Consider the following 15,282-nt stretch of genomic DNA (forward strand, 5'->3'; position numbering starts at 1 on the left):
TCATGAGTAGTTCTACGCGCAGATCATCGCAATGTGAACACGGCGATGTCGCCGGTGTCGGTCCTGGTGAGCGGCAAGTCCGCGATCGGCCGGGTCAGCGACCGGGTGTACGGGGTGCCCTCGAGCATCGGCTTGACCACGATGACCTTGTGGATCCCGTAGTGCTTCAACGCCGCGACGCTGCGGACGCTCGGGAAGGCCTTTGTCGCCGTGGTGAGCTCGGTCCACACCTTCGGGTAGTTGCCGGTGTTGCCGTTGGCGAGAACCGGAAAATCCTTGGTCGACCACAGCATCGGGATCGAGTCGCCGGTCAGGTCCATCGGCAGGACCACGACCGGCCCACCGGGGTTGGCGAACTCCTGCTCGAGCCCGGCGGGCATGGCGGGCGGATGCGCGTACGGGAAGACCGGCACGGCCTCGGTCAGCGCGCCGAGCGCGGGCAAGATCATGATCAACCCGACGATTCGCTGTTTGTACTTGCGCCCCAGCGACTGCGCCATCCTGGTCACGGCACCGGCCGCGAGCAGCATCAAGAACAGGGTGGTCCACAGGATCAGCCGTCCTGGCGTGCGCAGCGCGTCCCAGCCCGGCATGAACTTCCACAGCAGCAGGTAGCTGAAGGTGCCGTGGAAGAAACTCGTTCCCAGCGCGAGGATTCCGCTGACCACTACGGCGATGCCGAGAACCACCCGGACTTTGCGCGGCCATGCACTGAATGCAAGTCCGATCGCCGCGAAGACGAGCAGGACCAGACCGGGGAAGATCCACTTCTCCCATGGCGCCGGTTCCATGTCCCACGTCCACGCGGTGAAACCGGTGTCGCTCCACAGCCAAGAGAAGTGCGATGTGGTGATGAATCCTTGCGGTGGCGGGGAATACGTCTTCAGCTCGTCCAGGGTCCGCTTGAACTGGTAGAGCTTCACGGCCGTCAGGTACGGCTGCACCATCAGCAGCGTGATCGTCAGGAACACCACGACGCCGGCGCTGTCGGCGATCCACAGGCGTTTGCTGATCTGCGCACGCCTGCGCAGCATCGTCACCAGCAGCACGACGCCGATCACGCCAAGGACGTAGAGGAACGGCAGTCCGGTCGCGAAGCCGATGGTGATCTGCCACGCCGCGATCAGCCAGCCGGCCAACGCCCAGCCGGGTCTGGCCAGTTCTGGCCGGAAACCGTGCCGCAGCGAGAAACCGTGGCCACGCGCGAGCGCGAACAGGGCCAGCGCGATCCCGCCTGTCGACAGCAGGTTCAGGTGGTGCACGTGGGCGAGACGCCATGGCGCCCACGCGAAGACGACCGCGCCGAGCGCGGCCGCGTGCCACGTGCCGCCGAGTTGGCGGACCAGCATGTATCCGCCGACGAACGCCAATGTGGCCGCGAAGATGAACACCAGGTTGTAGCGCAGGATGGAGTCGCTCGCGCCGGTGCCGCCGACCAGGCTGAACGGCAGATAACCGAGCAGTGAGTCGGTGAACGCGAAGTTGTTCTCCGCACCCGCGAAGATGTTGCCGGTCCAGAAATCCCCGCCGTTGAACAGGAAGTGGCGTGCCCACGCCAGTTCCCACGCCTGCAGCAACGGGTCGCCGAGGTCGAAGAGCACAGTGGACCGCAGATCGATGACGATCCGCCAGTAGAACGCCAGCGTCACGAGCAGCCCGGTCAGCACCACGAGCACCGGCTCACGCAGGCGTTGTGCCCGCGACACCGCTGGCAGCGCGGGTCTCTGCTTGGCAGTCTGTCGAGGGACGGCCGTTTCTGTGATCAACTGTCCCCCTGGAACAACCGGACACTGCGGGCACGCCGTCCGCGTGAACAGCGCACAACCCCGCGGCGACAATACTTCACGGTTCCCGGTCGACCGATCCAGTCAGTCCTGTGCGAATGCAAAATGTCCAGTCCACTTGGCGCGTGCGGCCGACCGTTGACATCCCGATGAGCCCATTTGGCCGACCGCCATGCACTATCCGTTGTAGAACAGTGGCAAGATTCACCCACAACGGTGAACGCATGGCCGATGGAGAGGATCCACCACCGTCCTTCCCGGCAGGGTGCCGACCTTGCCGATACACACATCCGACCCGGCTTTGGCCCACGACTGGCCGCTGGGAGCGAGAATCGGACTTGGCATCCGTACCGGGATGAAGGGGCTGTCACATGAGTTGGCAGGACGAGCTGCAAAGCTTGGACGACCAGCTGTCCGCGGGCACCATTCGCGCCGAGGAATACCGCAAGAGGCGTGACGAACTGCTCGCGGCGGCATCGAGTGGCGCAGTGAGCCTGCGACGCGTGCAACGGCAGAAGTCACCGTCCATCGCCAAACCGTCGATCGCCAACGCGTTCAACGGCGACACCAAACCGGACACCAGCAAGACCGCGGACGTGACGCAGCAGGTCCAGCCGGTCGGGTGGAACGCCACACGGCCCGCACAGCACCAGCAGCAGCCACCGATGGGCATGCAGCCACCATCGGGACCGCCACCCATCATCGGCTCGGAGGTCTTCAGCACCCCGCCGACGGGACCTGCGAAGAAGTCCAGGGTGCCGAAGTTCGTGATCGCCGTCGTGGTGCTCGCGTTGGTGGCCGCAGGAACGTGGTGGTTCGCGTTCAGCGGCGGCAAGGACGACGAGAGCCCACTAACGGTGCCGCAGACCACAGCGCCGAGCAGCGACCTGTCGATCGACAAGCTGCCCAACCCCACGGACTCGCCGCTGTCCACCTCGGGCGTGCTGACCGTCGACCAGCTGCAGACCTACAACATCATCCGGCCGGACGAGGCCGCGTACCTCAGCGCGACCGACCTGCAGAAGGTCTACTTCCGCAACGTCATCATCGGCACCCTGAACTATCAGATGTTCGCCTATCAGACCCAGACGGACACCGGCGGGCAACGAATCGTCTCCAGTGCGGTCGAGCGAGGAAAGCGGGCCAACATGGTCCCCGCTTCGTACGAGGGTCTGCCTGCGAAGGTGACGTTGACCAAGATCCTCAACGACGGCGCGGCGATCTACGAAGCGGTGTATCCCATCGAGCGTGGGGCGGTGCGGTTGGTCATCCTGCAGACGGGGCCGAACAACGAACGGCAGCTGGCGACGACGATGAAGCGCGTGATCGAGACGACCACCGCGTCCATCAAGCCGAAATAACGTATCCGTATCCAGCGCATATCCAGCGGGCGACAGTCACGTCGGCGGTTAACCGAGCATGCGCAACAATGAGACCCGTTGAACGATTCTGGAGGGTCGGATGTCCTGGCAGGAAGACCTCAGGCAGCTTGATCAGGCGCTTGCGGAGGGGCGGATCCACGCCGACGACTACCGCAAACGCAGGGACCAGCTGCTCGCGACGGCGACGGGAGCGACGACGCCCCCTGCGGTCTCCGAGCCGGCCAGCAACCCGTTCCAGGCTCAGCAGCCGCCTGCCCAGCAACCGGCGAGCGATCCGTTCCAGGCGCAACAGCCGCCGAGCAACCCCTTCCCGGCGCAGCAGCCGCCCAGCAGCAATCCGTTCCCCGCTCAGCAGCCGCCGAGCAATCCGTTCCCGGCCCAGCAGCCGCCGAGCAACCCCTTCCCGGCCCAGCAGCCGCCTGAGGTCACCCAGGTCCACCAGCCGGGCCAGCAGCCGAGCAGCGGGCCGTTCCCGCAGGCTTTCCGCTGGGAGCCGACGAACGACTCGACCCAGGTCGTCGGCCAGCAGCAGGCGGGCAACCCGGATGTGACGCAGGTCGTCAGCTCACAGTCCGGTGGTGGTAGCGAGGCCGAGCGCACCCAGGTCGTCCGGCCGGTACAGCCGCCCGGCATGCAGCACCAGGCGCCGTGGCAGTCCACGCCGCCGAACCCCAACCAGGGTTCGCAGTGGGGCGTCGAGGACCAGCCGATGCCGTCGCTGCAGCCGACGTGGCTCGCGCAGGGGCCGGAGGTCTTCGCCGAGGACACCAAGTCCAAGGGCGGCAAGACCGCGAAGATCCTTGTCGCTGTCGTGCTGGTGATCGGCCTCGCGGTCGGTGGCTACTTCATCTTCGCCGGCGGCTCGGACAACAACGAGCCCGGCGCCATCACCCCGCCGCCAACGCCGACGCAGCCGCCGACCACGACGGTGAAGCCGAGGGACAATCTGTCCATCATGGATCTGCCCGGCAAGGTCCGTGAGGACTACAACCGGATCACGACCTGGACAGAAGCCCAGCAAGTGAAATTCCTCACCACCGACGAGCAGAAGATCATCACCGACGCCGGTGCGGGCAAGGCCCGGATGTCGGAGTCCGCCACCCCCGAGGACCTGCACCCGTCGATCTTCACCGTCGAGACGACGTCGGCCGAGACCGCGTCCGCGACCAAGGACAAGCTGGGCGAGCAGCAGCTGATCTACGGACTGACCGCGATCCCGAACCAGCCGACCGGTGTGCTCGCGGCCAAGATCGACAAGTCGGACAAGACACCCGCGGTGATCCGCGCGCACTACGCGCACAAGGGCACCCTGGTGCGGATCCAGGTCACCGGTGACGACCTGGTCACCGTGACCGAGCTGTACAACGACATCCTGGCCGAGCAGTTGAAGATCCTGGCCGCGAATGGCTGACGAACCCAGCGCCATCGCGTCCACGGCGTGCACGGTCGTCGCGCGCAACTACCTTCCGTTCGCGCGCGTACTGGCGAAGTCGTTCCTGGAACACCATCCAGGCCACGAGTTCGTCGTACTCGTGACCGATGGCGTGCCAGGGGGCGAAACCGAGACCGGCTATCAGCTGGTCGGTCCGGAGCTGCTGGACATCGACGAGGCCGACTATCTGCGGATGGCGACCTCGTACACCGCCGCCGAACTGGCCAGCGCGGTGAAACCGTTGCTGCTACGCAGTTTGCTCACCCGTAGCGACGTTGTCGTGTACCTGCACCCGGACATCCAGGTCTACGCGCCGATGCCCGAGGTGGCCGCGCTCGCGGCGAGCGATGACATCGTGCTCACGCCACGGTTTTTCAGCCCGCTTCCGCGTGACGGCAAGCAACCGGAAGAGTCGGCGATTCTCGCCGAGGGCACGTTCGACCTCGGGTTCCTCGCGGTCGGCAAGGGCGCCAGCGGTTTCCTGGACTACTGGGCCGAGCGGCTGCGCCAGAACGCGATCATGAACGCGGGCGAGCAGATGTTCGCCGACCAGCGTTGGGTTGATCAGGTCCCGGCCCTGTTCAAGCACACCGTGCTGCGGGACGCGGGATTCAACGTCGCCTACTGGAACCTGCACGAGAGACCGTTGAGCCGGAACGCGGACGGCGCGCTGCTCGCGGGCGAGATCCCTGTGCGGTTCTTCCACTTCGCAGGCTACCGGCCGGAGAACCCGTGGCTGTTGAGCAAGCATTGCGAGCTCAAGCCGCGGATCCGGCTCTCCGAGCACCCCGAGGTCGCCACGCTGTCCGCGGCATACCGGGAATCGTTGCTGGCCAACGGATATCGCGAGTCCGTCCGCTACGGCTTCGACCAGCTGCCGGACGGCACGAAGCTGACCAAGCCGTTGCGCCGGATGTTCCGCGAGGCGTGGATAGAAGCCGAAGAGCCGGACGCTGAACACATGCGGTTCAAGCGGGCCATCACCGAGATCCCGCCGCACCCGTTCGGGACCGACGGCGGCGCCGGTTTCCAGCGCTGGCTGGCCACACCGAGCTCGCCGTCGGAAGAAGCAGCCGGAATGAACCGGCTGGTGATGGCGATCTGGAACAAACGCACCGACCTGCAGCGCGCGTTCCCGTCGCCGTGTGGGCTGGACGCGGCGGCATTCCGCCAGTGGTGCCGGACCTACGGCGTGCAGGAGGCCAAGCTCCCGAAGTGGGCGCTGCCCAAGGAACCTCGCGCGTTGCGCGCCCCAGTCGACGAGTTCGGCGTGAACATCGCCGGTTACCTGACCGCGGAACTGGGTCTCGGCGAGATGGGCCGGATCATCAGCAAGGTCGTCGAACAGGCCGGTGTCCCGCTGGTGTCGGTGGTCGAGGAACACTCGCTGGCCTGCAGCACCGCGCTGGACCTGCCGCCGACCGCTGGCAGGCCACGGTTCCCGGTCACCATCATGGCGGTGAACGGCGACCAGACCGACCTGCTGATGTCCAGCTACCCGGAGATCGGCCACGAGCGCTACCGGATCGGCCTGTGGGCGTGGGAACTCGAGGACTTCCCGGCGTCGCAGCACGGCGGCTACGACTTCGTCGACGAGATCTGGACGGTCAGCGAGTTCTGCGCCAAGGCGTTCGCCAAACACACTTCGGTGCCGGTGAAGGTGATCCCGGTGCCTGTGCTGGATCCAGGTCTGCCACCGCGGCCGCCGCGTGCGTCCGGCAAACCGGTCCAGTTCTTCTTCGCCTTCGACTACAACAGCACTGGCCAGCGCAAAAACCCTTGGGGCGTGGTCAAAGCCTTCAAGAAGGCATTCGACGGCCGCACCGATGTCAAGCTGGTCATCAAGGCCACCAACGGTCAGCTGCACGCCGCCGCGGTGGAACGCTTGCTGCACGAGATCGGCGGCGACCCGCGGATCGAACTTCTCGAGCGGTACCTCAGCGTTGCCGAGCTCAACAAGCTGTACGCCGACAGCGACGGATACGTGTCGTTGCACCGCAGCGAAGGTTTCGGGCTGACCGTCGCCGAGGCGATGATGCGCGGAATGGCCGTCATCTCAACGGATTACTCCAGCACCACGGAGTTCTTCAACGCGGATGTCGGCTGGCCGATCCCGTACAAGATGGTCGAAGTGGGCAAGGGCTGGCCGCCGTATCAGGAGCACGCGCTGTGGGCGGATCCCGATCTCGACGCCGCCGCGGCCGCCATGCGGGAAATCGCCGACAACCCGACGGAAGCCGACCGGCGTGGCCGCGCCGCGCGGGAGTACGTGCTGCGCCACCGTTCGCCGGAGGCCGCCGCTTCCTGGGTGAAGATTCAGCTGCAGGAGGCGTACCGGCATTGGCGGACCGGCGAGTCTGAGCGGCCAACGCAGTCCTTGGCTGTGACCGATCCCGTGCTCCGGCCGCTGGCTGACGCGCGTGAAGCCGTTCGGTGGCGTGCCGAAACAAACGCCCCGTCACGCATGCCGCTCGCGCCCGCGTTACGTCGCATGGTCCTTCGCCTGATCGACCACTACGACGTGCACCAGCGCAAGGTCATGGGCGCGCTGACCGACGGCGTACAGACCGCGCTCGACCGGCTCAACCGCCGGTTCGTGGACACGACCGACGCGCAGAACATCCGGATCGATCTGCTGGAAAACCAGGTCTCCGACCGGATCGAGCAGCTGACCGAGCAGCTCGGCAAGGTGGAACGGATGCTGGACGAACGCCTCGCCCGCAGGGAGTCCGATGATCACGGATCTTGACCGCTTATTCGGGCTAGGGTGAGGATATGGCGCAATCGACGCTGCCTCCCGTGCACGAGGCGTGGCTGCCCCGCGAACACACCCTCTACCGGCCACGGCATGGTGTTCGGCAGCTGACGGCGATCATTTGCGCCCTTGTTTTCTTCGGCCTTCCGGCCATTTCCTGGGTATTAGGTTTACGTCCGACCGAAATAGAAAACCATCGGCTCGCGTCATTTCCGAACCCCGGTGACGGCTGGGCGTTCTTCACGAATTTCAACGGCTGGTCGAACGACCACCTGCCCTTCCGCAAGGAAGCGATCGACGCGGTGAACGGCATCAGCCGAGGTGTGTTCGGCGAACCACCGAACCTCGGTCGCAGCCCACAGTCCTCCGGCCCGGTCGCCGTGGTGCCCGGACCGCAAGGCAGCGACAAACGCCAGATCAACCCGGGTGTGACGGTCCCGCTGGCGATCGAGGGCAAAAACGGCTGGATGTACTACGGCGACGACGTGGTCAGCCGCTGCAACCAGGCGCGGGACCTGCGTTCCACAATGGACTCCATCCGCAAGCTGCGGGAAGGCGTCGAAGCATCCGGCCGCAAGTTCGTGCTCGTGGTGGCGCCGGACAAGACGACGATCGTGCCGGAGAACCTGCCGAACACCTTCGCGGGCAAGGACTGCCTGCAGAAGGTGAACAACGAGCTCTGGCCGCTGCTCACCGCCGAGAAAGGCGTGCTCGACCTGCGCGGCGAGCTGCAGGCCAGAGGCCAGCAGCTCGGCAAACCGGTCTATCCGCCACTGGACGGCCACTGGTGGGACGAAGGCGGCCTGGTGATGACCCGCAGGCTGGCCGAGGCGATCCACCCGACCATCACCCGGAAATGGGTGACGCAGCCGGTCAAGGAGTACTCGATCGGGGCGGACACACCGCCGCTGATCGGCCTGACCGGGACAAACACGGGCTTCTCGTACTCGCTGAAGGCGGATGGCGAGCGGGACCAGACCCGTGACCTCTCACCGGAGTTCAGGACGCCGGTCCAGGTGGGGCACGCGACCGGGCAGGGGACCGTGACGGAGTCGGTGGGAATGCTCAGCGACTCGTTCACCATCCGGGCCTTGCGTTATCTCGCGGCTTCGTTCGGTGACTTGACCGTGCTGCACTACGCGACGACGAAGGATGACAACGGCAAGGCCGCCGGGGAGATGCTGGCCCAGAACGATGTCGTGGCCGTGGAGATCGTCGAGCGGACGATCGCGTCCGGCAACAGCCAGGTGCTACAGCCCGAGGTGGTCGCGGGGATCGTGAAGGAACTGAAGGACCGGCCGATCCGCCGGTAGGCAAGGTGCGAGGACCAATGCCACGCCGTGAAGGCCACCTTCGCGGCATCTAACGCGCGTAAGGAGGCCCTCGCGCATGCCAGGAACTTAAGGTTCGGAGTTCGATCGAGACTGTAGCCGGGGGCGGGCGGTTGACCTGCGATGATCTGTGGCTGGCGTGGGTGGGGTGTGGCCGCCCGGGCGAGGGGTGCGGGCATTGCGTGACGTTCAGGGGTGTGAGGGCCGAGTTGGGTGCGTTGAACGCCGTGAAGGTGGCCTTCACGGCAGTGCGTTCCGTGGTAGGTGGGGCTGGTGTGACATGTGTGACTGACGAGGCGAATTTCTGTCCTTAATGGACCTTGAGGTGCGCGGAAGCGGTCAGCCCGCGGACTTGGTCAAGTTCCGGCATTTGCATCTAACGCGTCAAAGGAGGCCCTCGCGCGTCTAACGCCGCGAAGGTGACCTTCACGGCACAACAGTCACCCGATTGGGGAGTGCTTGCGCGTGTCGGCGCGGTGTTACCCAGATCACACACTCAACCGGCGCAGCCTCGTAGGCGTCCAAAGAACGTAAGACCCACCACCCCGACGGAGGCCTCATGTGGGTTCATGTCGCGCTCGTGGCTCTGGTCACGGCGTTCTTTCTCGGCCGGTTAGTGCACGTGTTGCTCAAACGGCCCGGTAAGAACAAGGTCTAGCGACCCACGGCATACCCTTGCATTCCACGTGGATTCGCGGCTGCGCGCAGCATGCCATCCGCCGGATCACGCGATACCGCTGACATCCGGCCCAATACCCAAGGGCCCGCGTCGGTCACCAGGTGACCGCGCTCTCGAAGCTCAGTCATCGCGGCCTCACCAATCCGTGACTCCACCACCAGCTCACCAGGTTGCCAGTAGCGCGGGAAAAACGAGCTCGGAAACGCGCCGGAATGCCAGTTCGGCGCGTCGATCGCTTCCTGCATATTCAGTCCGGCGCCGATGTGAGCAAGCCAGAAACACAGCTGCCATTGGTCTTGCTGGTCTCCGCCGGGTGTGCCGAACGCGAGTCGGGGCACGCCGTCCCGCAACGCCATCGAGGGCGAGAGGGTGATTCGTGGTCGGTGACCTGGGCACAGTGAGCTGGCGAAATGGTGTTCCAGGGTGAACATCTGGGCGCGTGAGCCGAGGCAGAAGCCCAATGACGGGATGGTCGGCGAGGACTGTAGCCAGCCGCCGGACGGGGTCGCCGAGATCATGTTCCCGGCCGCGTCCACCACATCGACGTGCACGGTGTCGCCGCGGACAACTCCGCTGTTGCCAACCGTCGGCTCGCCCAGTGCACCGGAAATCTCGTCTGCTGGCACGAAATACGGCACCGCGAACGCAGGAAGCCTGGGTGGTTGGCCGCCGGGTGAGCCTGGACGCAGTTCGTACGAGGCCTGCTCTGTCACGAGCGAACGCCGGTTGGCGGCGTATTCCTCGGACAACAACGCGGTCAACGGCACGTCTGGGCAGTCGCCGTACCAGGCTTCCCGGTCGGCGAAGGCCAGTTTGGCGCATTCGATCGCGAGGTGGATGGTCTCCGCGGTGGGTATACCGTCTATATAGGACAGTCGGTCGGTGAAGCCGTCCAGTAGACGCAACTGTTGCGCCAGGACCGGTCCTTGGGTCCAGGCGCAGCACTTGACCAGCGTCCACGGGCCGAAGTCCACTGTGAGCGCGTCCTCGTAGGACGCTTGCCAGCTCGCCATGTCCTGGCCGGTCAGGACTCCTGCGTGGTCGCGTCCGGAGTCGTCACGGAAGGTGTTGCGCGCGAAGGAATCGATCTCTTCCGCGACGAAACCTTGGTACCAGGCGCGCCGGGCGGCCTCGATTTGCGCGTCCCGGTCCGTGCCCGCGCTTTCGGCTTCGGCCAACAAGCGTTCCCAGGTGTCGGCGAGCGCCGGGTTGCAGAAGCGCGAGCCTGCGGCGGGCGAGCGACCGTCGGGCAGCCAGAGTGCGGCGGAGCTGGGCCAATGGTCCTTGAACAGGTCGGCGACCGCGTCGATTGTTTCCGGAATCCTTGGCACGATGGGGAATCCGTGCCGGGCGTAGCCGATTGCCCGGTCGAGCACGTCCCGCAAACGTTTGGTTCCGTAGTCACGCAACAGGATCAGCCAGCCATCCCACGCGCCGGGGACGGTCGCGGCCAGCAATCCGCTGCCAGGAACGAGTTCCAAGCCGAGGTCACGGTAGTGCTCGATGGTCGCTGCCGCTGGCGCCACGCCCTGGCCGCACAACACGCGCGGCCGTGGCTCCCCCGCGGCTTGGAACACCGCGGGCACTTCGCCGCCGGGGCCGTTCAGGTGCGGTTCAACAACCTGCAGCACGAAACCCGCGGCGACCGCGGCGTCGAACGCGTTGCCGCCGTCCTCCAGCATCGCCATTCCCGCCGCGGAGGCCAGCCAGTGGGTGGAGGCGACCATCCCGTGTGTACCGGCCAGCTCGGGGCGAGTCGTGAACATAGCTCATCATTTAAGTCACGCGGTTCGATCGATTCAACCGGAGCCGGATGGCCTGCCGATCGCTGTCCAGCGCAGCCCTGCCTTGCCGAGGTCGTTTCCATCCAGCAGGTCACGGGTGTCCACGACGGTGAACCCGTCCATCAGCTCGGCCACTCTGGTCCAGTCCAATGTGCGGAACTCCGGCCATTCGGTCAATACGACCACCGCGATCGCGCCTTTGACTGCCTCGTAAGGATCATCGACCAGCCGCATACCCGGCAATTCGCCCGTAATGGCCGGGTCGTGCGCGGTGATCTCCGCGCCTTCGGCCACCAGCGCGTCGGCGATCCGGATCGCGGGCGAATCCCGCAGGTCATTCGTGCCAGCCTTGAAGGCAAGGCCGAGCAAGCCGATCCGCGCGCCACGAATGGTCCCGTCGCAGGCCGTCCTGATCCGTGCGACCACGTCTTCCTGCTGGCGTTCGTTCTGCTCGATCGCCGACCGCAGCAACCCGAAGTCCAGCCCGGCCTGCTCCGCGACGTGCAGCAACGCGTTGGTGTCCTTGGGCAGGCACGATCCGCCCCAGCCCGGTCCCGGCTTGAGGAACGATCGGCCGATCCGCGGGTCGAGGCCCATTCCCTCGGTCACCTCACGGACATCCGCGCCGACCCGGTCGCACAGTTGCGCGATCGCGTTGACATAGGACAGTTTCACCGCCAGGAAGCAGTTCGCGGCGTACTTGACCATCTCGGCGCTGGCTGCGTCGAGCACGAGCGTCGGCGCTTGCAGTTTCGCGTAGAGATCGCCAACCCGTTGTGCTGCTTCGCGATCCGCCGAACCAACGACGATCCGGTCGGGGTGCAGGAAGTCGTCGACCGCGGTGCCTTCGCGCAAGAACTCGGGATTGGCCACGATCGGCACGTTCACCATGTGCCGCAAGCGTTCCGCGGTTCCCACCGGGACTGTCGACTTGGTCGCCACCGCGCATCCGGGCGGCAACAAGTCGCCGACCTCGGCCAGCACGGATTCGACCGCGCGCAGGTCAGCGGCGCCGTCCGCGCCCATTGGCGTGGGAACGCAGAGAAAAAGCACTTCGGTGTCGGGCGAAACGGCATTGCTGGCACCGAGTACGAACTCGAGGTTGCCTGCCGCGAGTCCCTTGGTGACCAGCTCGTCAAGGCCCGGCTCGAGGATGTCCACGTGGCCCTGTCGTAACCGGTCGACTTTTGCCGAGTCGATGTCCGCGCAGACAACGTGATGTCCCAACGCCGCCAGGCAAGCACCGGTGGTGAGGCCGACATAACCGGTGCCGACCACTGCGATCTTTCGCTGCACCCGAACCACCCCATCCTGTCAGTGGCACCGTCGCAGCCGGAGTTGACCTACGTAGAAACTTCAGCTGGCGAGCTCGAATACTCCATGCGACGTACGCGGCTGGCTCTCCCGGCTCGCTCCGACATAGGGTCCCGCTGCATGGAGCACCGACATCTCGGTGAGTCCGGGCTCGTGGTCAGTGCCGTCGGACTCGGTTGCAACAACCTTGGCCGGCCGGGCACACCAGCGGAGTCCCTCGCCGGTTCCAGGGCCGTCGTCGGCGCCGCACTCGACGCCGGAATCACGTTCTTCGACGTCGCCGATGTCTACGGCGCGCCGCGTGGCCGCAGCGAAGAGCTGCTCGGCCAGGCGTTATCCGGTCGGCGAGACCACGCGGTGATCGCCACCAAGTTCGGCGTCGACATGCAAGGCGGCAACGGCCCTGACTTCGGCGCACGCGGTTCGCGGCGGTACGTCCGGCGCGCGGTCGAATCGTCGCTGCGGCGCCTCGGCACCGACTGGATCGACCTGTACCAGCTGCACCGGGCGGACCCGAAGACACCGATCGGCGAGACCCTCGGCGTGCTGTCCGAGCTGATCACCGAGGGCAAGATCCGCTACGCGGGGGTCTGCAACCTCGCCGGCTGGCAGATCGCCGACGCCGCGTGGACAGCCAAGACCCAGCACGTGTCCCAGCCGATCGCCGCGCAGAACCACTACTCCCTGCTCGAGCGCGAGGCCGAGCGGGACGTCAACCCGGCCGCCCGACGGTTCGGCCTCGGCGTGCTGCCGTACTTCCCACTGGCCAACGGCCTGCTCACGGGCAAGTACCGGCGGGAAACCGAACCACCGGCAGGAACCCGGCTGGCAGGCAGGCGCAAGCTGCTCGCCGACGCGCCGTGGGACCGGATCGAGCGGCTGCAAGCGTTTGCGGACGAGCGCGGCATCTCGATGACCACGCTCGCCATTTCTTGGCTGACCGCGCAGAGCCCGGTCTCGTCGGTGATCGCGGGCGCGACCACACCCGAGCAGGTCGCCGAGAACGCGACCGCGGTCAAGTGGCGGCCGTCAGCCGAGGACCTCGCTTACATCGACGAGATCTGTCCCCCGGGCCGCCGCTAGTACTCGGCGCCAGGAAACGCCACGGGCACTCCCGCCTCGCGCGCTGCCTCGACGAGGAATTTGTCGTACGTGAGCACGGCATCGACGATGTTGCCAAGGTCAAGGACAGTGGCCAGGTGAATCGCGTCCAACGTGCGCAACCGACGCGGCGGGACCACAGTCGCGTCGGCGAGGACGGGCGGCGTGATCTCCACGATGTCCACTTGGTTGGCCAGAAAGGCTTCAGCCGCGGGCACAACAGTTGGGTTGATCAGGTTCAGCAGCCGGATCAACTCAACGCCAAGCAATGCGGACGAGAGGAGCCGCAGCTCTGGCTGACTGGCCAGCCACTGCCGTAGGTCGAGCGATTCCCGCTCGGCCACGAACAGCTTCGCCACCGCGGACGTGTCGACGTAGATCCGGGTGGGCATTCAGCGGTCGCCTCGCAGCTCGTCGAGCCAGTCAGCCGAGTCCCGGCCGCTGCTGTTCTCCGCGGGCTCGGGCAGGTCGGCCACGTCGAACGGACGCTTCGCCTGCCGGATCACACCGGCGGCGACCAGCTGCTCATACCGGTCGCCGACCGCGGGCACGATCCGCGCGATGGGCTGCCCGCGGTCGGTAACCGTGACGGTGATGCCCGCTTTCACCAGCGCCAGGACACGCGAGGTCTTCTGGGAGAGCTCGCGCATCCCGACCTCTGGCTGTTCTGGCTCAGTGGGAGCTGTCATGGACCAATGTTACCACATGTGGTTACATGTCTTCACTTCTCCGGATCGCCGCTGACACGGTCTGTTCGAGCAGGACTGCGATGGTCGTCGGGCCGACTCCACCTGGCACCGGCGTGATCAGGCTCGCGTCGTCCGCCACCTGATCGAAGTCCACGTCACCGACATTGCCCTCGTTGTAGCCCGCGTCGATCACCACGGCGCCGGGCTTGATGGCGGTGATGAAGTTGGGCTTGCCGACCGCGGCAACCACGATGTCCGCGGTCCGGACGATCTCGTCGAGATTCGCGGTCTTGGAATGGCAGATCGTGACGGTCGCGTCCTTCGCGAGCAGCAGCATCGCGACGGGCTTGCCCAAGATCGGGCTACGGCCGATCACGGCCGCGTGCTTGCCCTTCAGGTCGACGTCGTAGGCCTCCAGCAGCCGCATGATGCCGCCAGGCGTGGCCGAGTGGAATCCCGGCTCACTGAAGGCCATGGCGGCGAAGGAGTGCATGGTGACGCCGTCGACGTCCTTGCCAGGCGCGATCGCCTCGAACGCCGCCCGCTCGTCGATGTGCCCGGGCACCGGGTGCTGCAGCAGGATCCCGTCGACCCCGTCATCCTCGGAGAGCTTGGTGATCTCCGCGACCAGCTGCTCGGTCGTGGTCTCCGCGGGCAGCTGCACGAACCGGGACTCGATGCCCGCCTTGGCGCTACGGTTGCGCTTCATCTTCACGTAGGTGACCGACGCCGGGTCCTCGCCGACGAGAACAGCGGCCAAGCAGGGCTTACGCCCGGTGCGCTGCTCGAATTCGTAGGCCCGCTTCGTGGTCTGCTCGGTGATGTCGCGGGCGACATCAGTGCCGTTGATCAATGCCATACAGCGACTCCTCGTAGTGCGGAAATCGCCCAGGCGCGCGGCAGGCTCGGTGGGGCCGCTCCCCGGTGGTGATCCACCCGAACGCCAGTCACGACCCGAGCTCCATGGTAAGGGCTGTGTCAGACCTGAGTAGTAGCAATCGGTGAGCCGAGCAGTCCCTCGGACGGACATG

General features: G+C 66.0%; 11 protein-coding genes and 1 riboswitch. Of the genes, 5 read left to right on the top strand and 6 right to left on the bottom strand.

Going from position 1 to position 15,282, the window contains the following annotated elements:
• Positions 1–23: 23 nt before the first annotated feature.
• Entirely contained in the window at positions 24–1,766 is a 1,743-nt protein-coding gene (locus tag LWC34_RS19515) for a hypothetical protein (protein ID WP_233726610.1), read from the bottom strand.
• A gap of 389 nt (positions 1,767–2,155) precedes the next feature.
• Between LWC34_RS19515 and LWC34_RS19520 the strand changes: the two genes are divergently transcribed.
• The 4 genes from LWC34_RS19520 (at position 2,156) to LWC34_RS19535 (ending at position 8,666) form a co-directional block, all read left to right on the top strand.
• On the top strand, positions 2,156–3,145 hold the full coding sequence (locus LWC34_RS19520) for a hypothetical protein (protein ID WP_233726611.1): 990 nt from the start codon (positions 2,156–2,158) through the stop codon (positions 3,143–3,145).
• 100 nt (positions 3,146–3,245) lie between these two features.
• Positions 3,246–4,577: a hypothetical protein gene (locus tag LWC34_RS19525; RefSeq protein WP_233726612.1), complete on the top strand. Its 1,332-nt coding sequence runs from the start codon at positions 3,246–3,248 to the stop codon at positions 4,575–4,577.
• On the top strand, positions 4,570–7,347 hold the full coding sequence (locus LWC34_RS19530) for a glycosyltransferase (protein WP_233726613.1): 2,778 nt from the start codon (positions 4,570–4,572) through the stop codon (positions 7,345–7,347). The genes LWC34_RS19525 and LWC34_RS19530 overlap by 8 nt, the downstream gene beginning before the upstream one ends.
• 26 nt (positions 7,348–7,373) lie before the next feature.
• Positions 7,374–8,666, top strand: coding sequence for an alginate O-acetyltransferase AlgX-related protein (locus LWC34_RS19535; RefSeq protein ID WP_233726614.1), 1,293 nt, complete (start codon positions 7,374–7,376; stop codon positions 8,664–8,666).
• Positions 8,667–9,338: 672 nt separating this feature from the next.
• Here the strand turns inward: LWC34_RS19535 and LWC34_RS19540 are convergent.
• Together LWC34_RS19540 and LWC34_RS19545 are read right to left on the bottom strand one after the other, a co-directional pair.
• Positions 9,339–11,129, bottom strand: a complete 1,791-nt coding sequence (locus tag LWC34_RS19540) for a gamma-glutamyltransferase family protein (RefSeq protein WP_233726615.1) — start codon at positions 11,127–11,129, stop codon at positions 9,339–9,341.
• Between the two features lie 33 nt (positions 11,130–11,162).
• Complete coding sequence (locus LWC34_RS19545) at positions 11,163–12,443, bottom strand: UDP-glucose dehydrogenase family protein (protein WP_233726616.1); 1,281 nt, start codon at positions 12,441–12,443, stop codon at positions 11,163–11,165.
• Between the two features lie 138 nt (positions 12,444–12,581).
• Between LWC34_RS19545 and LWC34_RS19550 the strand changes: the two genes are divergently transcribed.
• Positions 12,582–13,544, top strand: a complete 963-nt coding sequence (locus tag LWC34_RS19550; RefSeq protein ID WP_233726617.1) for an aldo/keto reductase — start codon at positions 12,582–12,584, stop codon at positions 13,542–13,544.
• On the opposite strand, the gene LWC34_RS19555 is transcribed toward LWC34_RS19550, so the two are convergent.
• Genes LWC34_RS19555 through LWC34_RS19565 form a run of 3 tightly spaced genes read right to left on the bottom strand, consistent with a single transcriptional unit; the run spans position 13,541 to position 15,110 of the window.
• Entirely contained in the window at positions 13,541–13,954 is a 414-nt protein-coding gene (locus LWC34_RS19555) for a type II toxin-antitoxin system VapC family toxin (RefSeq protein WP_233726618.1), read from the bottom strand. The two genes, LWC34_RS19550 and LWC34_RS19555, sit on opposite strands and share 4 nt — an antisense overlap.
• The gene (locus tag LWC34_RS19560) at positions 13,955–14,251 is read right to left on the bottom strand and encodes a type II toxin-antitoxin system Phd/YefM family antitoxin (RefSeq protein ID WP_233726619.1); all 297 of its coding nucleotides are present in this window, start codon (positions 14,249–14,251) and stop codon (positions 13,955–13,957) included.
• Positions 14,252–14,273: 22 nt separating this feature from the next.
• On the bottom strand, positions 14,274–15,110 hold the full coding sequence (locus tag LWC34_RS19565) for a bifunctional 5,10-methylenetetrahydrofolate dehydrogenase/5,10-methenyltetrahydrofolate cyclohydrolase (RefSeq protein ID WP_233726620.1): 837 nt from the start codon (positions 15,108–15,110) through the stop codon (positions 14,274–14,276).
• Between the two features lie 20 nt (positions 15,111–15,130).
• A riboswitch (ZMP/ZTP riboswitch) is annotated at positions 15,131–15,212 on the bottom strand.
• Between the last annotated feature and the right edge of the window lie 70 nt (positions 15,213–15,282).

The organism is Kibdelosporangium philippinense, from assembly GCF_021390435.2.
Classification (GTDB): domain Bacteria; phylum Actinomycetota; class Actinomycetes; order Mycobacteriales; family Pseudonocardiaceae; genus Kibdelosporangium; species Kibdelosporangium philippinense.